This window comes from Chryseobacterium koreense CCUG 49689 (genome assembly GCF_001045435.1).
Classification (GTDB): domain Bacteria; phylum Bacteroidota; class Bacteroidia; order Flavobacteriales; family Weeksellaceae; genus Kaistella; species Kaistella koreensis.
Map to the genome: position 1 here is coordinate 1 of NZ_LFNG01000028.1, position 18,516 is coordinate 18,516.

Genomic DNA, 18,516 nt, shown 5'->3' on the forward strand with positions numbered 1-18,516 from the left:
GGTAGCTGTTGCACAACCCTAATTTTCCAATAATAGTTTTCAAAACTCAACCAAAACCACCTCTTTTTAAGCGATTTAAAGGAGGTTTTTATTTTTGCTGGTGAAAGTTTCCGGGATTTCGGGTGGGCTTAAATGAAGGTGTTTCCAAAAGCGGGGCTGAACGGCTTTCCCGCCTGCCGGAAGTGCAGGGAATGGGTGTTTTTTTGGTTGTTTTATGGAACTTTTGTGCTGGAAATCCCCGGCTTCGCAGATAACCGAAACGGGTGGCGATTTTTGTAAAACGACAATCACCTATTAAATTCATAAGCGTGAATTCAAGTAGTAAATATTATCAACACGCAAACGCCAAATAAAAAATTGAATTGATCCAATGGTTATCGACAATGGAGGATAGTTCTATTATTGAAAAACTGCTAAAACTTAGAAAAGAAGAAACCATAATGGGAGGATTACAATTGGATTTGGAATCTTAGCTTACAAAGCTCACCAGGAAAATAAGCAAACTGAGAGGTGGGTTTACGGTGTATTGGCTCTATTATTTCAGCCTTTGCTGAAGATTTCTTTGGGAAGGGAACTATGGAATATTGTGGATGTTGTCGCAGCTCTGGGGTTAATGGTAAGTCTCTTAAAAAACAAAAAAGAATCAAATTGATATTTTGACTAAATGTTAAACCATGCAAAATTGATATACATTTGGTACTTGTGAAAAAGGAAGTTATGACCTACATCTTGCAATTAGAAAACTTCCTGAACTTCACCTACAGCAAAGAGAGCATGCTTTAAATATTCGGTGAAAAGCACAGTTTTCATCCGAAATTTTCACCCGGCAAAACCGAATAGCCTTTGTAACATTACTCGGGCTTTTTTCGGTTTGCGGATGAAACGCCGTAATACAATCCATTATCGGAAATGATATTTAGGCCATATGATGAATTTGTGTTTTATTTTTTGGCCGGCGCTCTTTTCGGTTTTGAAAAATTTCCAGATCAACTGGACTTTCTTGCGGACGAGCTTCCTCTGCAGACGACTACATTTCCACCCCCGCTTTGAATAAGCTTCTAATACGTTTTCTTCCTAATTTGTAACAACATGGGATGCATCTTTTTTCTGGTTCCATTTTGGTACAAAAGGTTTTGCCCCGGATGTCATTACATGACAACTTAATTGTTTGGGACATCAAAAGTACTGTGATATTCAGACTCTGCCTTACGGAAAACCATAAAACGGGGAAATATTTTACCGGAAATGAAAAACCTCCCATCAAATGAGAGGTTGCATGTGTTTTAAGTTGCAGATTTTTAAAGGATTCCGATGTCTTTGCAGATCACTACCATTTCGATATTGTTTTTCGCATTCAGCGTCTCGCGCAATTCGTTCAGCCGTTTTTCTATCGCGCTTCTGCTGTTCGGATTGAGTCCATTGGTCTGAAAATGTTGCGATATTTCATGCTGTTTCCATCCTTTTGACAGAAGTCCGAGCAGCGCCAAGTCATATTCGGAAATTTCATGGGGGTTGTTCCGGATGGAGTTCATAATTTCCTGAGGAATGACCAGGTCTCCCGAATATACTTTTTGTATGGTGCTTTTCAACTCTTTTGCATCATTTCTGCCCTTGCTTACATATCCGTTGATTCCGTGCTTCTTAAAAAGTTCATCGATGGTTTTCGGCTTTTTTTCAACCGAAAAAACGATGATTTTAAGATCGGGCTGTATGATTCTGACCTTATCGATGAGCTCCTGCCCGGAAGTGATATGCTGTTCCCGGTGATCCCTGTCGAATCCGAGATCTGTAATCAACAGTTGGTAAGGATTGCCTTCATCCAGCGCATTTTGAATTTTCTTCAGGCCATCGTCACAGTAATTCACAAATACGTACTGCGGGATCTGCAATTCTTTCAGGGTATTTACGACGCCTAAATTTCTGATCTCGTGATCTTCGGCAATGATAACTTTTTTAAACATAATCTAATGAATTGGAACTGAAATGTTGATAGTCAATCCTCCTTTCGGATTTTTGCCAAAAATAACCTTTCCACGGATTGCTTCAATACGGTTTTCCATATTTCGGATTCCGGAAGCGGAAATTTTTTCCCGGTCTTCAATGCCAATGCCATTATCGGTATATTTTACGGATAAATTATTTCCGGATCTTTCTATTTTAACAGATGTGAGAGATGCGCGGCTGTGCTTTACCATATTCACCATGGCTTCCCGCAAAACGTAATAAATTTCGGATTGCACGGCCGGCGAAATCCCGTGCCATTTCTCCTGGTCATTTTCTACCACAAATACTTTTTGGTCGGAAGACTGATAGGAGTAGATCATCTCCGACAAACGAGCTGCAAACTCTTTTTCGGCTACTTCCATCAAATCATCCCGGGCAATATCTCTGGAATCTTCATACATTTTTTCGATCCGGTTCAGGATATTTTCTTTATTAAACTCCGCATTATTCTGGATTTCGACCATGGTGTGGTACAATCCGTTGGCTATGATGTCATGCACTTTTCGGGAGTATTTCAGCTGGGTATTCTTTACTTCGATCTCTTTTTCCTGCTGCAATCCTTTCTTTCTTTTTTTATATACAATAAAACCGCCGAGGAGACTGATTGCCAATACCCCGATTGCGATATTTTGTTTCAAGATATGATTTTGCTTTCTTGCATTTTCTGCTTTTTCTTTTTCCGTTCCGTAGCGAATCAATGCAAACTGGTTTTTTGCTATTGCCCTTGCTGTCTGAACACTGTCGTTGAGCTTTTGGTATTGGAGAAAGTATTTTTTTGCGCGGTCGGAGGATTCCAATAAGGCCAATTTCTGAAGTGCTTCCAGCTGATCATCGGGACTGCGGAGATCTGAGGCGATTTCGAGCATTTTTTGAGCATGAAAAAGGGATTTCAGCTTATCTTTCTCATAAAAATAATCCGATAAATGGGCGTGACTTGCATTTTGTCCCCAAAGATCATTTTCATTTTCCCGGATGCTTAAAGCCTGTTTTAGTTCCGGTTCTGCGTTGTGGTTGGGATTTTGTAGAAATTTTGTAAAAGCGAGGTTGTCACGGATTTTCGATTGTGTATTGAGATCTTGATGGTATTCCGGTTGATGAGCTAAATCTTCCAAAACAGCGATCGCTTTATCATATTCTTTCGATTTGGAAAGCGCAACGGCAATATTGTTCCGAATTTTAGTTTTTTCTAAAGAATCCCTGGAAGCTTCGAGCGCTTTTTCATACCATGCTAAAGCCGATTTGTAGTCTTTGAGTTTTTTTCTGGAAATGGCAATTGAATTGTACACAGAAAACACATATTCATGATCATCAGCGTTTTTTAAATATTTCAATGCCTGAATATTGGACTCCTCACTTCCGAAATAATCTCCTGCATTTAATAAGATAATCGAGCCATTCATCAATGATTTCCCGACGCCAATACTGTCATTATTCTGTAGAAAATCGTTTTTAGCTATCGCAAAATACTTGAAAGCCTCTGTTTCGTTGCCGTTCTCAAAAAAGTGCCATGCTTTTTCGTAGTTGGGATTGGTATGGTTTGTATTCTCTTTTTCAGAGCAAGATAAAATTATAAAAAGTACTATCAAATAGTAATTTTTTGTTAATTTCATAATATTTTCTTTCAAAGATAAAAAAAAGAGGCTACAAAAGCCTCTCGTTTATTACTTTTTGGGGATGGTTGCATCCTCTCCTCCTGTATCTCCGTCCGCATTGTTCAAGATATCCGGATTTTCGATGCTGACGTGATCCATTTTATGGATTGCAGTTGCATTGATGTTGCCATCAGGAGATTGAAAAGAGGAGGCAGGAATGCATGTACTGGCAAAACGACTATTACGAAACCGCATTTTGTGATGAGCAAACAAATGGGAAACAACTCGTCGCTGCAAATGAAGATATGGTGAGGTTATTCAGAAAAATAAATGCTCCGGATACCCTCACGGTTAACAATGCGATAGGCAGGGTGTGGTATGATAAATCGGATAAAAAGGTAGAATTTTTCACCCATTATGGACTGAGTCCGCGTACCGGCAAGACCTTGAAGCCCGTCACAAAATATATTATTGAAAAGTACGTGGTCAATTAAACTTTGGGGGATGGTTCTGTTTCTCAATGACCCAAAATAGCTGCTTCAGAACGGGGTAGGAGGGTATTTGATGTATTTGGTTTCAAAAATTCAATATTTTAAATCCATGATTTCTTATCCGCTGTGACAGTACTAATTTCTGGACTAGGAAAGAAAAATGGCTGCCCCAAAAAGAATCTAAAAACAAATCACTAAATTTGGTTTGACTAATGAGAATATTAACTTTATAACAAGCTGATTATCAGTGTGAATTAAAAACGTTAGACAGGATTTTATACAAATATAATAATGAAATATGAGTTTTCCCTTGATGAAAATGACTTTTTAAATCATCAATTATATTTTGCTTCAAAAAGTAAAAATATTCAAGAACAAAGAGTTAAATCATTTTTGATTATTGCTATCACCTTTATTGGTTGCACTATTTTCTCGTATATTAAAAACAGTCCTCTATCTCATTATTTTCTGGGGGTTACTATAATATTGATACTTTTCTATCCTATTTGGGATAAAAGGAGGCACAAAAAACATTATGAAAAACATGTAAACGAAGTTTTTAACAAACGTTTTAATAAAAAAATTGAATTAATTATTGCTAATCAACATATTGAAGAAATAGAATCTAACGGTAATTCTAGCATTTCAATTAAATCCCTTGAAGAAATTATTGAAACAAGAGATTATATTTTTTTAAAATTAGATAATGGAACTGCTATTGTAATTCCAAAACTGAAAATACAAAATATTGAAGAATTATATTCAGATATTAAGCACTTAATAGAATCTAATAATATAAAATTCAAAAGAGAATTGAGTTGGAAATGGTAGTAACAAAAACATCAGCTTACCTATTCTATGACAAAAACCAAGTAAAAAACGATAAAATTAAGCGGCAAATTTATGCAAGTTCACAAAGTTTGATTTCCGTTGAATGACCGTAAAGATTCTGTGCACCATTTTACATTTTATGTTGTTTAAGACGAGCATAGTATGCTTTCCTTCTGCTTTTTTCCTTAATTTAGAAATCTGAAAAAGCACCTGCTGTTTTTTCAGGCGTAGTATTTTTTCTTTAGCCATAAACTTGCTCTTACTAACAGGATAAGTACCGGAACTTCTACCAACGGTCCTATGACGCCCACAAACGCTTGTGGTGAATGGATGCCAAATATGGATATGGCTACTGCGATGGCTAATTCAAAGTTGTTTCCCGTTGCGGTAAATGCTACTGACGCGTTTTTGTCGTAAGGGATTTTTAAGGATTTATTGATGAAGAAGCTCATGAAAAACATGATTACAAAATAGATGATTAAGGGTATTCCTACTTTTAAGACATCCATTGGTAACTCTACTATTTTATCGCCTTTCAAGCTGAACATTAATACGATGGTAAAGAGTAAGGCATATAAGGTAATAGGCGAAATTTTGGGTACGAATTTCGTGTTGTACCAATTTATACCTTTTGATTTGATAAGAGCGTAACGGCTTAAAAACCCTGCGAAGAAAGGAATGCCTAAGTAGATCAATACGCTTTCGGTTACGTCTTTCATGGATACGCTTACATTGAAATTGGCTAACCCCAATTTGCTTGGCAGTACGTTGATGAACAACCAAACCAAAAAGCTGTAACTTATCATCTGAAAGATGCTGTTTAATGCCACTAACATAGCTGTGTATTCTCTGTTTGCTTTAGCTAAATCGCTCCAAACGATTACCATTGCGATGCATCTTGCCAAGCCGATCAGTATTAAGCCGGTCATATAATCGGGTTCGTTCCGTAAAAACAAAACAGCTAATCCGAACATCAATGCTGTGCCGATTACCCAATTGAGCAATAAGGAAACACCGATTACTTTTTTATCCTTAAATGCTTTTGGCAGTAATGTGTAATCCACTTTTGCCAATGGCGGGTACATCATCAATATCAATCCTATCGCCAATGGAATATTTGTAGTACCTGCGGTTAAGGCATTGGTAATTTTTGAAATACCTGGAAAAAAATGTCCCAACCCTATACCTGTTGCCATTGCCAGGAATATCCATAAGGTGAGGTATCTGTCTAAGAATTTTAGTTTTGGTTGCATTGGTTATTGGCTGATTTTTGAAAAGACATAAAACATTTCGGCTGCAATCTGCAAACTCCTTTCTGCATACACCTGCGATTGCTCCGGCGTGTTGTCAGAAATTTTAGGATCTTCAAACGGGATAGGTATTCGTTTTTCTGCTCCCGCAATAAAAGGACATCCCCGGTCTGCCTGCGCACAGGTCATGATGGCTGCGAATGCTGAGACGGGATTGAAAGGGCTGTCGTATATTTTTGAAAAGCCGATGATAGGCAAGGCATTATCGCTGTATTTTATGGCATATATAGGATTTTTGGCGTCTGCAATTGTGAAGATATTAAATCCCTGTTCTGTCAATGTTTCCGCGACTTTCGGGAACAATGCCGTTTCTTCTGTTCCGCCCGAATAGCAGTGTACATTCGGGATGTTGTAGTACACACTTGCCACCTGTGCCCAAATCTGTGACAAATGGCTTCTGCGTGAATTGTGGGTGCAAATAAAGTTGATGTTTATTTCCTGCCTATTTTTTGTTTTTTGCTGTACAAACTCTATCAATGGTTGTAATGTTGCTTTACGTTCTTCACTGATATTTAGCGATTTTAATTGTTCTATTGTTTTTAATAATACGATGTACATCATTGAGTTTTTAGTTTAATGCTTTTTAATCTATTCCAATATTTTTGCTTCTATGTTCCATTAGAACATTGTCTTTCCAAATACCGTCTTTCTTTCCTATTTTTTCTCTGTAGCCTACCATTCTAAAACCGCATTTTTCGTGTAGTTTTATACTGCTAATGTTCTCAGAAAATATACCGGATTGTAATGTCCATATTCCGTTTGCTTCGCTTTGCTTAATCAATTCCGCCAAAAGTATTTTACCAATACCTTTTCCTCTTTCCTCTTGTGAAACATACACACTTACCTCTGCAACACCTGCATAAACACATCTGCTTGAAACTGGTGTTAGGGCCGTCCAACCAAGCATTTTATTATCTTCATAAATACTAATTCTGCAAAAGGAAAGATGCCCTTTGTCCCAATCTTCCCATTGAGGTAAATCGTTTTGAAAAGTGGCTATATTGGTCGCTAATCCCTGTTTGTAGATTTCTACAACGTCTGAAAAATTGTCTTCGGTAATCAATTGTATTTTCATGCTTGTAAAGTTTAGCAACATCCCGAATTTGGTGTGCAACACGCACTGTTTAATTCTGATAATTTTACTTTTTGCTTTTCCGCAGGAATACCGCAGGCATCACTGGCAAGGCAGGCGGTTTGTTTGTTTTTTAGTACAAAATGGTTTCCGTTAAAATCCAAATCGTATTTGCCAATGGTGTCGCTTTGATATTCTACTTCGATCTCAGCATCTTCAATCCCCAATTTTTCTTGGGATAGTTTGATGATGTTTAATAGCTTGGTTGGCTTCAACCGGTGTTCCAAATCGTTGGCATTCCATAGTTGGAAATTGACTGTTTTTTCATTTCTGATTATTCCGCCACAATCAATAAAATGTTTTGTGATTACGCCTACTTCTGTAACGTGGAAGTGTTCCGGTACAAATGTGCCGTTCTCTAATTGGAATTCAACATTATCCAATGCTGGCAAGATTTCTTTGATTTTTGATAGTTTCATAAAGCTTTGATTTTACGATATAGTAATGTTATTGTTCTCCTTTCTGTTTTTATAATGCGGCTGTTTTGGAATGATACATTGCAATATGACGATAATAAAAGTGATAAAAAAATGCCTTTAACAGCATTGGTTTACTTTTACATTTTGATTGAAAAATATATCAAATTCATTCTGTACTTTTTCCCAAACCTTTTCATCTATACAGTAGCAAACGGATTTACCGTTAATAGCACCCTTGATGATACCGGAATTTTTTAATTCCTTCAGATGCTGCGAAATGGTTGCCTGTGCCAATCCTAATTCTTCTACCAAATCGTTGCAGATACAGGCTTTCTGGTTGATGATGTGCTGTAAGATAGCAATCCTTGCCGGATGTCCTAAAACTTTGAATAAAGAAGCCAATTTATTTTGTTCGTCTGTAAAAATATCTGATTTGGTAAGTCCCATTGTTCCGAATTATGTATCGCAATATTACGATGTTATTTTTTAACTGCAAAATGTTTTATTAGAAAATTTGATACCGCTTAACTGATGTATTGCTCTGCTGCTCTGTACAATCCTTTAGCAGAGCATGCTTTAGAAAAAATTGGATGTTTGTTTTTCGGCTGGGAAACTATCGTATATTTGGTTGTCGGCGATCAGCTTACAGACTTGCACCGAACCCAAGAAAGCCAGGACAAAATGAAAATAATTGTAGAAACAGCACGCTTAATATTAAGAGAATTAGAATATACAGACGAAAGGGACTTATTTGAAATGGACTCAGATCCGGAAGTTCATTTGTTTATTGAAAACAATCCTGTGAAATCTATTGACGAAATAAGAAAAGTCATTGCAATGCTAAAAGTGCAATACGAAGAAAATGGAATTGCTCGGTGGGCTGTAGTGGACAAATTGACCAATGAATGTGTTGGTTGGTCTGGGTTAAAATATTTCGACCAGCCTTTAAACAACCACCAAAACTTTTACGAACTTGGCTACAGGTTTAAGAGAAAGCATTGGGGAAAAGGTTTTGCGACCGAATCATCAGCCGCGATTTTAGACTATGGATTTAAACATTTGAATACGGACAAAATTTTTGCAATAAGTGACCCCAGAAATGTAAATTCAAAAAAGGTGTTGACTAAGTTGGGGTTTGACTTTCAAGAAACTTTTGACTATGAAGGCGACCCAACAGATTGGTTTGAATTGAAAAAAGCAACTTGGGGGCATAAAAAGCCGAACCGCTAATAACTGAGCTTCGTCTCCGCATCGGGTCGTTTTGTCTGAAAGACAGGAAACCTCCTGGTTCGGCGGCTATGAATGAATAATCCTTTAGGAGAGAATACTTTAGAATAAAGAGTTTATTTATTTTTGGCGGGGAAACTTTTGTATTTTTGGGTGCTAGCTGCAAGCAAAACAAGTATTTCACACAAAGTAAATTCCAAAAATAAACATTGCGATAATGTATATAACTTATATAATTCGAAACGGAAATACTAGATAAACTCGGTATAAAATGGAAGAGAGAAAATTGCTGGTGATTTAGAAGATGGAAATAAATTTTAATGCCTGCAGGCAAGAAGGTATTTCTATTAGCGGGGTCGAAGTTTACCTCTAAAGAATTTCGATCGTTGTTTATTTTGTTATATTTACAAAAACAAATAATCATAATCCCCACCAAGAGAAATGCCCGATCGTTTTGCAGAAGCAACCAAACAGACCGCTAAATGAAAAATGCAGAAAAAGTAATTGGGATAATAGTAATTGATATATTATTACTTTGGATCTTAATCCGCTATTATTTTATAGGAAAATTTTATTCAAATCCTGAATTTTTTTCAATCACATATCTTATCATCTTTGTTGTTCTTATCAACTTAATAATTTTCGCAATTCTACATTTTGCGAAAAGACCAAGATTTAAAATTGCGTTTTTGGCAAACATTTTTTTGGCGCCTATGATTTTGCTATTAATCTTGACTAAAGCGAACCAGAAACATTTGGCCGAAAATTATGTCAGTGGAAATTTCAAATTTCAAGATATCAATTATTCAGTATTTATCAACAAGAAAAAACAAAATTTCCTTATTACGAAAACCGACCCAAGAACTAACAAAACAAATGTTTTAGCTGGAAAAATTGAATTTCAAAAAAATAGAATCATTCTACGATCGAAAACCGAAAATTATATTGTTGAAAACGATTCTATTAAAGGAATTGAGGGAAGAAACTTCAAACTACAATAAAATTTGCCTTCGCATAATACCTAATCTTCGCCCAGTTTGGCTTCGCATCTGGTGGTTTTTTCTGAAAGACAGGAAACCTCCTGGTTCGGCGGGTATGAATGAATAATCCTTTAGCAGAGAATGCTTTAGAATAAAGAGGTTGTTTATTTTTGGCGGGGAAACTTTTGTATTTTTGGGTGTTATGTGCAATTCCCGTACTCGAAAACAAAGTTGTTTTTAGCCGCTAACGAATAAAATTTCACTATTTTTATCTATCAAATTTTAAAAATAAAACTACCTGATTGCCAATGCTTGAATTTAACGTTAGTTAGGATTTTACAACAATCGTTATCAAATTGAAAATGAAGAAATTAGTAACAATAATTTTCATAATCCTCGTGTTTTTGCCTATGTTTTTCTATTTAAATCCGTTCAGTTGGATTAAGAGATTTCCTAGGTATGAAAGTTCTCAAAAAACTTCAAACTTACTTTATGATTTAAACATAAAATATAACTTAAAAATGGAAATTGGAGACGTAAATGATACGTTGTGGTATTTTAGAGATTTAAAAAATGACAAAATTTCTAAACTGGAAAATTTCGAATTATTACTTGATAAAGATTCACTAAAAAACACCGATTTGGAAACTGTAAAAAAATACGTTAATGAATTTAGTTCTAATTTTGAGTACAGAAACTATTTTGATTCAATCCAAGTGGCAATTAATTATGATTCAATAATTTACAAAACAAAAATGAGATGAGACTTGAAAAAGTTTATAAATATCAGTTGTTTTTATATGTTTTCATTATCGCTTTTGGAATTCAAAATTACTATTTGAGTAATTACAATTTTAATTGGGGTTTTTATGAAGATGTCGTAAAATATGTTTTTATTTTATCCTTTATCACAATCCTACTATCATTGGCTTTTTTAACTTACGGAAGTGTAAAATCAATAAATAGAAAAGAAACAAAAATAAAAGAAATTCTTTTCCTAATTACAAATCTGTTTATGTACTACTGTGTGATTTTGATAAGTTTTTATTTGGCAACTCAAGCAAGACTTTGAAAAAACCTGCATACAAGGTTGTATTGGCAAAATGCGGGGATTGACAGCAAGTAGAACTTTCCGAAGTATTCAGGCGCGCCTGCTTTTTCCACTTCACATTTTTTCGCAATTTAGTTTCTTGGAAAAGCATTCGCTTCGGTTGGTCGAAATTGAACCTTTCGGTTAAATTTAGCCCGCCCTTCGCCAATACTTTTGCATCTCGGAACGCGGCTTGGCAAAATCCCCTTCTGGAAAGCAAGCTTTTAGAGGGAACTTCACGAATCCGCGCTCTTTTGGGCGTCATTTTATAAAAATTCGACGCCAATATCAATAACCAAAATTTTTACTTACCTTTGACGTTAGTAACGTTAAAGGTATGGTTGTATCTTTTGGAAATAAAGAAACCGAAAAAATTTGGAACGGTATTGTTTCCAAAAAACTTCCTCCAGAAATTCAGGAAGTTGCAAGACGAAAATTGAGAATGATTAATAACTCGATGGATATTAATGATTTAAAGATTCCTCCGGCAAATCGCCTTGAAAAACTGAAAGGCGATTTAAAGGAGTTTTATAGCATCAGAATTAATAGTCAATGGAGGATTGTTTTCAAATGGGATAACGGAAATGCTTCTGAAGTTGAAATTTTAGATTACCATTAAATTTAGAAGACATGGAAAAGTTGAGAAATATAACGCCTGGAGAAATATTATTAGAGGAATTTTTAGTTCCACTTGAAATTTCGCAATATAGACTTTCAAAGGATTTGGATATTCCCCAAACCAGAGTTTCGGAAATCATTAAAGGAAATAGAAGAATTTCGGCAGATACAGCTGTTAGATTAAGTGCCTATTTTGGAAATTCAGCAAAATTTTGGCTGGGACTTCAAGATGATTATGATATTGAGAATGAATTAAAAGAAAAGTCAGGTGAAGTCAAGAGAATTAACAGAATCCGAAGAGAGAAAGAAAAAAACATCGCCCAATAACTGAGCTTCGGCTCCGCATCAGATGGTTTTTGTCTGAAAGACAAGAAACCTCATGGTTCGGTGGCTATGAATGAATAATCCTTTAGGAGAGAATGCTTTAGAATAAAGAGGTTGTTAGTTTTTGGCGGGGAAACTTTTGTATTTTTGGGTGTTATGTGCAATTCCCGTACTCGAAAACAAAGTTGTTTTCAGCCGCTAACGAATAAAATTTCACTATTTTTATCTATCAAATTTTAAAAATAAAACTACCTGATTGCCAATGCTTGAATTTAACGTTAGTTAGGATTATTGAATGAAAACTATAAAAAAAACACTGCTTGTTATATCATTTTTTCTGTTGATAATTTTTATTTATCAATTAACTCTAATACCTGGAGGATTTTTCTTTTCTAGTTTATTTTATTCGATAATTATCTCAATTTTAATTTCGTTATGTATTACTATACTAACATTCATAGCTAAGTTCCTGTTTAAAAAACAAGATTTTCTATTTAGGCTTTCATTAATTACAATAATTGTATTATCTATTACTATTTACAAATTATATTCACCTACTTTAAAAATTATTGTCCCTAAAAATTATTCTGGTGAAGTTAATTTAGTGTTATCGAACTTAGATTACAACGAATTAAATATCGATAAAAACGGTATTGGATATATTACAAAATGGACTTTTGAAAAAACTTATACAAAACCTAATGTTTACGATACTGACGGAAATGATTTGAGTAGTTTATTATTAAGTTACGACAATAATAAATTTTGGGGCAAATCTATTGGTTCCGAAAATACTATAAAAAGCTTAAGCTTTGAAATTGCTAAGGACACTTCACAAAAGTCACGAACTCATATTTCAAATTGGTTAGAAAATATTGATTTAAACAAAGTTTACCTTAAAGACCCAACCAAAAAACCAGAAAATATTATAGACTTAGAAATAAAATAACTGCAGGTAAGACCGTATTTCTACAAGCGGCTACGAATTTTTCAAACGAAGATTTCAGCGATTAATTAAGTGTTTAGCAAGTAGAAAGTTTTCGTATTTTTATCCCGCCTGCAGAAAAACCGAAACGTTATGAGACATTCTATAAAAACATTCAGTTAAATATGAAAAAAATATTATTTCTACTAAGTTTTGTAATTTTCTTTTCTTGTGAAAACAATAATTATAAAGAAGAAAAGGAGAACATTGAAAATCAATTTAAAGCTGCAAATAATTTTTTATTTTCGGGAAACTATGAAGAATTCTGCAACTTCAATTATCCTGCCGTAATTAAAAAATTTGGAGGAAAGGAAAAAGTAATTGAAGCATTGAAATTGATGACGGGTGAAATGCAAAAAAATGGATATAAAATCACGGATATAAAATACTCAAAACCTAAAAAATTTGTTAACAACGGGAACGAATTACAAACTTCTTTTTATTATGATATGACAATTGAAACCCCAGATGGAAAAATTGTGCGAAGAAACTCTACAGTAGCGATTTCAACCGATAAAGGAAAAAATTGGAAATTTATTGATACAGAAGGGAAACCTAAAGATATTGTAATAGAAAATTTTCCAAATGTGAGTAGAGAACTAAACATTCGTGAAGGAGGAGTTAAAAAACTAGAATAAAAGAACCTCGCATCATAACTAAGCTTTAGCATCGCCCAATTCGGCTCCGCATCGGGTCGTTTTTTCTGAAAGACAGGAAACCTCCTGGTTCGGCGGCTATGAATGAATAATCCTTTAGGAGAGAATGCTTTAGAATAAAGAGGTTGTTAGTTTTTGGCTGGGAAACTTTTGTATTTTTGCGTGTTGTACGTAATTTTAACCACACACTTTAAAAACTACTTTGAAAACAAATTATTCAAAAATATTATCTTATAAATCAATCAAAATAATTTTGATTCTCTTTTGTTCATTGTTTTTCGCTAACAATATTTTCTCTCAGAATTGTATTTTACCAAACGGAAAATATAAAGTAGAGTTTGACAAACAATTTGAATTGTATCCTAAGTTTGAGTTTCAAATTTTGAATGATTCTATTACTTTTTATGAAAATTACTCATTTGTAACTCGTAAAATTGAAAAAAATAAAGATTGCAGTTTAATAATTGAGAAGGAAATAATAGACGAAACTGATTTAACCGAGTTACAAAAAATGCTGAATAGACAACATCCATTCTATACTTTCAAAACAATCAGTGATTCAAGATTTGATTTTATTTATAGAGTCGATTTACACGTAATGATAAATTCAGGAAAATTTGTTCTGATAGAAACAGAATAATAAACTACGTGCAACATATTCTATGTCAAAAAACAAATAAAAGGCGGAGCTGAAGTGCTAAATTCAAAATTAATGCTTCTTTCACCGCCAAAAACGAAACTTTTCGCTTCGATTTCTCCGCCAACTGATATACCCAAAAACGTTATCTGCAGTTCCCCTACTCGAAAACGGAGTTGTTTTTAGCCGCTAACGAGCAAGAGTTGGTTTGAAAAATTCAATATTTTAAATCCATTATTTATTTTCCGCCGTCACTGTAATTATTTCTGGACGAGGAAAGAAGTATTGTTGAAGCCAAAGGAATTCAAAAACAAATCACTAAATTTGGATTGACTAATGAGAATTTTAATTTTATAACAAGTTGACTATCAAAATAAATGAGAAGCGTTAGTCAAAATGTTTGCAAAAATTGAGCATATGAAAAACAAAAAAAAAATATATTATGTCTCAGGAATCTTAAGTGCTATTTTTATTCCAATTATTTTTTTGTTTTATGCAATTCTAACTTATAAAGAAATAAATGTTTCGGTGATAGATATTGGTCTGCCTGCAAAAGAATCTGCAACATATGAAATACCGGAAGAGTATAAATTTCCTTCAACTGAAAGGGGCTGGAAATACAAAATTATAAATCTGCCCGCGAATTTTACACAAAAGGATGAAAGTAAATTTTACAATCTCATTAAAGAATTGCAAGAAAAACCATATGCTAAAGTTGGAATTAGATTTCAATTGAATGATGACAATAATTACAATGATTTTGTAAAACTTCTTAACCTAATGCTAAAAACAAAGCAAGAATCTTATGGTTTTCGGTCTGAGGATAATTCATTTTATGTGGTGAAATATAAACAAATTGAAGAACGAGCTTCTTGGTGTGGAACTGATATTGATGGAGATGAATGGAATAAAAAAAAATAAACTGGGTGAATTTGCTTATTACTTGACTAAATTACCCATAAGAAGCTTTTACATAATTTTCGGATTTCTGATTTTACTTTATTCGGCGATATTGAAACCAAAATTGATCATCAAAATCTAAAAAACCTTTAGATGATAACTACGCATTCATTTTGTCAGAAAGGTGGAGAGTCTCCTGGTTCGGCGGCGGCAAATTATTAATCATTTGGCAAAGAATTCTTTAGAACACAATGGGATGTTTGTTTCTCGGCTGGGAAACTTTCGTATATTTGGGTATTAGCCGTAATTTTACAACCAACAGGACAATGAGTTATCTTTTCATTTTTGTTTTTTCTATTTTTTGTTTCATCATTTATCTAGATCGATCATACTCTCATAGAATTGTTAGAAAAGAATTAGAAAAATTAGCAAAATTTCAAAGCAAAATATGTTTAAAAAAATTCAACGTCAAATGTTCAACTTTTACAAGTGGCAGGAAAAATCTGGGTTTTCATTATAGAAAAGCCGATTTATATTTTATGGAAGATGCATTTATAATTGTAGGATTTTATACATTATTTTCAAAAAAAATATACCGAAGTATTCTAATATTGACAAACGAAATTGAATTATACAAACAGGTTTTTAACAAAGCTGATGAAATTACAATTCCAAATCAACTGAATATTAAGTCTTCAAATGGAGAAGTTTACATTGATTTTGGAAAACCCTCCTTTACATCAACTAATGTTTTAATACGTTTAAAATATTTATCAGATTTTGAGAAAAAATTGATTAAAATATAAAGGAACTACGGCTAACAGGGTAGCCGTTGCGCAACCTCCATTTTCAAATCAATTCAAGAAAAAACAAAAAAAAGTAGCCTCCTTTAAAGCGATTTAAGGGAGGTTTTTATTTTTGCAGGTGAAAGTTTTCGGGATTTTGGGTGCGATTAACCGAAGGGTATGGAGGCGGCAACTGAATTAGCAATCACCGATTCCGTAGAAAGAAATTAGAAATAGAGGTAAGATCCGTTGAGCGGTATTTTACTCCTGCTGGGAAGAAAGGGACATTTGTGTGGATCCGAGTGAATAGTCATTTGGGAGAGCGTGCTTTAGAAAACAGTAGGGTGTTTGTTTTTCCGGTGGGAAACTTTTGTATATTTGGGCATTGGCTGCAATTCCCCTACTCGAAAACGGAGTTGTTTTTAGCCGCTAAGGAATAAAATTTCACTATTTTTATCTATCAAATATTAAAAATAAAACTACCTGATTACCAAAGCTTTGCTTTAACGTTAGTTAGGAGGTTGAAGCAGCATATCCTGCAAGTAATGAAAGCAATTTTAATAATCATATCTTTTTTAATTTTCTATTCTTGTTCTACGCAAAAAAATGAATATTTAGAATTCGAAACCTCTAATGCAATTGTTATTGGAAGCAAAACAAATATTACACTAATACCAACATATAGAAACAGCACGAAAAATGTTAAAGTGAAAATTTTCCGACACAATGAATATCTCGACAGCAGAAAAATAACCAATGAAAAATATTCAGAAATTTTAGGTTTATTTGCTGATATTTCTGAAAAAGACACCGCAAAAACAACTTGGATTGATGCACCATCAATTGAAATAAATTTCAAAAAGGGAGACTCAATAAAGAAGTTTTATTACAATGGTATTCCACAAGAAGACGAAAAATTATACGAATTAACAAGGTTAATTTTGGAAACTGCTAAATTAAAAATACAAGACATAGATTGAAACCCTGCAGCTAAAATATTCTATGACAAAAAACAAATAAAAGCGGAGCTGAAGTGCTAAATTCAAAATTAGTGCTTCTTTCACCGCCAAAAACGAAACTTTTCGCTTCGATTTCCCCGCCAACAGAAATGCCCAAAAACGTTACCTGCAATTCCCCTACTCGAAAACGGAGTTGTTTTTAGCCGCTAACGAGCAAGAGTTGGTTTGAAAAATTCAATGTTTTAAATCCATTATTTATTTTCCGCCGTCACTGTAGGTATTTTGGGGCGAAGAAAGAAGAATTGTTGAAGCCAAAGGAATTCAAAAACAAATCACTAAATTTGGGCTTACTAATGAGGATATCGATTTTGTAATAAGTTGATTATCAATATTAAGAATTAACGTTAGTTAGGATGTTGTCAAAACTATGTCTATGAAAGGAAATAAACTTGAAAATTACGAAATTGAAGATTTAGAGGATTCGCTTTCTGAATTTAAGAAAAATTATGAAATAGATTTATCTCAAGACGAATTAAACACAATAACAAATATTCAAGAATTAGCAGATAAAATTGTGGAAAAATTCAATTACGAAAATGTTGATGATTGTACATATCAACAAGCATTCTATAAACTTAAAAGTATTTTTGAAAAACTGAATATTTCTCCACAAAAAATTGATACAAAGACAGATCTAAAAATTCTTATTCCAAGAAAAAATAGAATAAAAACTGTAAAACAAATCCAAAAAGAACTAGGAATTAAACTACAAATTTTAGAACCGAAACAATCTATAATTGCAATTTTATTTGTTCTATCATTTTGTGCCATCATTTCAACATTTTTTAATCTTACATATCTTGTTATTTCTGGAATTATTTTATTCTTTTTATACAAGATCACTTTTGAAACTGCAAGAGAATTTAGATTATCAACTTTTGGAGAACTTGCTAAAGAAATAACAAAAGAAAATTACTTCAAATCAAGAAGAAGTCCAAAAACCATAAATAAAAGCGAGTTCAAAAACATTGTTATAGATTGGTTTTCTGAAAGATTGGATATTGAAAAAGATAAATTGCAAACAGCAACATTAATTTAAAGAAACACTTCTGCTAATAACTAAGCTTTCGTTTTATCTGAAAGACAAGAAACCGGAGGTTCGGCGTAGCCAAATGAAGCTTGTTAGATCCTTCGCTGCGCTCTGGACAGGCTAGCTGACGGGAGTAATTATCTAAGGTACGTTTGCTTCTGCCCAGGATGGAAATATTTCTTTCGAAGCGTTGCAGGAGTTCGGCAAAACCGTTAACTTCGCTCGAGGCACGATTCAGGATTTTGTTCGGCCTTAAATCCTCCGGAGATTTTTTTTTGTAGCCATTTTATAGGTTTTTAAAAGGTTAATAAAAACAAAGTTAATAAAACGGCGAATGGGAAAGCTACCGGAGGTTTAGTTCAACACAGGTAGCTGTTGCACAACCCTAATTTTCCAATAATAGTTTTCAAAACTCAACCAAAACCACCTCTTTTTAAGCGATTTAAAGGAGGTTTTTATTTTTGCTGGTGAAAGTTTCCGGAATTT

General features: G+C 33.9%; 22 protein-coding genes. 15 read left to right on the top strand and 7 right to left on the bottom strand.

The window, feature by feature from the left end:
• Window positions 1-454: 454 nt before the first annotated feature.
• Window positions 455-652 carry a DUF6804 family protein gene (locus ACM44_RS15925; protein ID WP_407637859.1) on the top strand — a complete coding sequence of 66 codons (198 nt, stop codon included), beginning with the start codon at window positions 455-457 and terminating at the stop codon, window positions 650-652.
• A 646-nt stretch (window positions 653-1,298) separates the two neighbouring features.
• Here ACM44_RS15925 and ACM44_RS13690 read toward each other — a convergent pair.
• Together ACM44_RS13690 and ACM44_RS13695 are read right to left on the bottom strand one after the other, a co-directional pair.
• The gene (locus ACM44_RS13690) at window positions 1,299-1,961 is read right to left on the bottom strand and encodes a helix-turn-helix domain-containing protein (protein WP_048500622.1); all 663 of its coding nucleotides are present in this window, start codon (window positions 1,959-1,961) and stop codon (window positions 1,299-1,301) included.
• A 3-nt stretch (window positions 1,962-1,964) separates the two neighbouring features.
• Complete coding sequence (locus ACM44_RS13695; protein ID WP_048500623.1) at window positions 1,965-3,614, bottom strand: tetratricopeptide repeat-containing sensor histidine kinase; 1,650 nt, start codon at window positions 3,612-3,614, stop codon at window positions 1,965-1,967.
• 203 nt (window positions 3,615-3,817) lie between these two features.
• Here ACM44_RS13695 and ACM44_RS13700 point away from each other — a divergent pair, with 203 nt between their 5' ends.
• Together ACM44_RS13700 and ACM44_RS13705 are read left to right on the top strand one after the other, a co-directional pair.
• Window positions 3,818-4,090 (top strand): hypothetical protein, encoded by a 273-nt coding sequence (locus ACM44_RS13700; RefSeq protein WP_048500624.1) that lies wholly within the window; start codon window positions 3,818-3,820, stop codon window positions 4,088-4,090.
• A gap of 288 nt (window positions 4,091-4,378) precedes the next feature.
• Window positions 4,379-4,918 (top strand): YcxB family protein, encoded by a 540-nt coding sequence (locus ACM44_RS13705; RefSeq protein ID WP_048500625.1) that lies wholly within the window; start codon window positions 4,379-4,381, stop codon window positions 4,916-4,918.
• A gap of 221 nt (window positions 4,919-5,139) precedes the next feature.
• Here the strand turns inward: ACM44_RS13705 and arsB are convergent, their stop codons facing one another.
• The 5 genes from arsB to ACM44_RS13730 form a co-directional block, all read right to left on the bottom strand.
• Window positions 5,140-6,171, bottom strand: coding sequence for an ACR3 family arsenite efflux transporter (arsB, locus tag ACM44_RS13710; RefSeq protein ID WP_048500626.1), 1,032 nt, complete (start codon window positions 6,169-6,171; stop codon window positions 5,140-5,142).
• Window positions 6,172-6,174: 3 nt separating this feature from the next.
• A complete protein-coding gene (locus ACM44_RS13715; RefSeq protein ID WP_048500627.1) occupies window positions 6,175-6,786 on the bottom strand; it encodes an arsenate-mycothiol transferase ArsC in 612 nt (203 codons plus the stop codon).
• A 25-nt stretch (window positions 6,787-6,811) separates the two neighbouring features.
• Entirely contained in the window at window positions 6,812-7,303 is a 492-nt protein-coding gene (locus ACM44_RS13720) for a GNAT family N-acetyltransferase (protein WP_183325453.1), read from the bottom strand.
• 11 nt (window positions 7,304-7,314) lie between these two features.
• Complete coding sequence (locus tag ACM44_RS13725; RefSeq protein WP_048500629.1) at window positions 7,315-7,779, bottom strand: DUF6428 family protein; 465 nt, start codon at window positions 7,777-7,779, stop codon at window positions 7,315-7,317.
• A 117-nt stretch (window positions 7,780-7,896) separates the two neighbouring features.
• Window positions 7,897-8,226, bottom strand: coding sequence for an ArsR/SmtB family transcription factor (locus ACM44_RS13730; protein WP_048500630.1), 330 nt, complete (start codon window positions 8,224-8,226; stop codon window positions 7,897-7,899).
• Between the two features lie 234 nt (window positions 8,227-8,460).
• Here ACM44_RS13730 and ACM44_RS13735 point away from each other — a divergent pair, with 234 nt between their 5' ends.
• The 12 genes from ACM44_RS13735 to ACM44_RS13800 all read left to right on the top strand — a co-directional run bounded on the left by ACM44_RS13735 (window position 8,461) and on the right by ACM44_RS13800 (window position 18,039).
• Window positions 8,461-9,009 (top strand): GNAT family N-acetyltransferase, encoded by a 549-nt coding sequence (locus ACM44_RS13735; protein WP_048500644.1) that lies wholly within the window; start codon window positions 8,461-8,463, stop codon window positions 9,007-9,009.
• Between the two features lie 479 nt (window positions 9,010-9,488).
• Window positions 9,489-10,007 (top strand): hypothetical protein, encoded by a 519-nt coding sequence (locus tag ACM44_RS13740; RefSeq protein WP_048500631.1) that lies wholly within the window; start codon window positions 9,489-9,491, stop codon window positions 10,005-10,007.
• Between the two features lie 341 nt (window positions 10,008-10,348).
• Window positions 10,349-10,750 carry a hypothetical protein gene (locus ACM44_RS13750; protein ID WP_152669382.1) on the top strand — a complete coding sequence of 134 codons (402 nt, stop codon included), beginning with the start codon at window positions 10,349-10,351 and terminating at the stop codon, window positions 10,748-10,750.
• Window positions 10,751-11,413: 663 nt separating this feature from the next.
• Entirely contained in the window at window positions 11,414-11,695 is a 282-nt protein-coding gene (locus tag ACM44_RS13760; RefSeq protein ID WP_048500635.1) for a type II toxin-antitoxin system RelE/ParE family toxin, read from the top strand.
• 11 nt (window positions 11,696-11,706) lie between these two features.
• Window positions 11,707-12,021, top strand: a complete 315-nt coding sequence (locus tag ACM44_RS13765; protein ID WP_048500636.1) for a HigA family addiction module antitoxin — start codon at window positions 11,707-11,709, stop codon at window positions 12,019-12,021.
• Between the two features lie 292 nt (window positions 12,022-12,313).
• Window positions 12,314-12,967: a hypothetical protein gene (locus ACM44_RS13770; protein ID WP_048500637.1), complete on the top strand. Its 654-nt coding sequence runs from the start codon at window positions 12,314-12,316 to the stop codon at window positions 12,965-12,967.
• Between the two features lie 161 nt (window positions 12,968-13,128).
• Entirely contained in the window at window positions 13,129-13,641 is a 513-nt protein-coding gene (locus tag ACM44_RS13775) for a hypothetical protein (RefSeq protein WP_048500638.1), read from the top strand.
• A gap of 220 nt (window positions 13,642-13,861) precedes the next feature.
• The gene (locus ACM44_RS13780) at window positions 13,862-14,299 is read left to right on the top strand and encodes a hypothetical protein (RefSeq protein WP_152669383.1); all 438 of its coding nucleotides are present in this window, start codon (window positions 13,862-13,864) and stop codon (window positions 14,297-14,299) included.
• A 414-nt stretch (window positions 14,300-14,713) separates the two neighbouring features.
• A complete protein-coding gene (locus ACM44_RS13785) occupies window positions 14,714-15,217 on the top strand; it encodes a hypothetical protein (RefSeq protein WP_048500640.1) in 504 nt (167 codons plus the stop codon).
• Window positions 15,218-15,522: 305 nt separating this feature from the next.
• Window positions 15,523-16,002, top strand: a complete 480-nt coding sequence (locus ACM44_RS13790) for a hypothetical protein (RefSeq protein ID WP_152669384.1) — start codon at window positions 15,523-15,525, stop codon at window positions 16,000-16,002.
• A gap of 524 nt (window positions 16,003-16,526) precedes the next feature.
• Complete coding sequence (locus tag ACM44_RS13795) at window positions 16,527-16,961, top strand: hypothetical protein (protein ID WP_152669385.1); 435 nt, start codon at window positions 16,527-16,529, stop codon at window positions 16,959-16,961.
• 412 nt (window positions 16,962-17,373) lie between these two features.
• Window positions 17,374-18,039 carry a hypothetical protein gene (locus ACM44_RS13800; RefSeq protein WP_048500643.1) on the top strand — a complete coding sequence of 222 codons (666 nt, stop codon included), beginning with the start codon at window positions 17,374-17,376 and terminating at the stop codon, window positions 18,037-18,039.
• Window positions 18,040-18,516 lie beyond the last annotated feature (477 nt).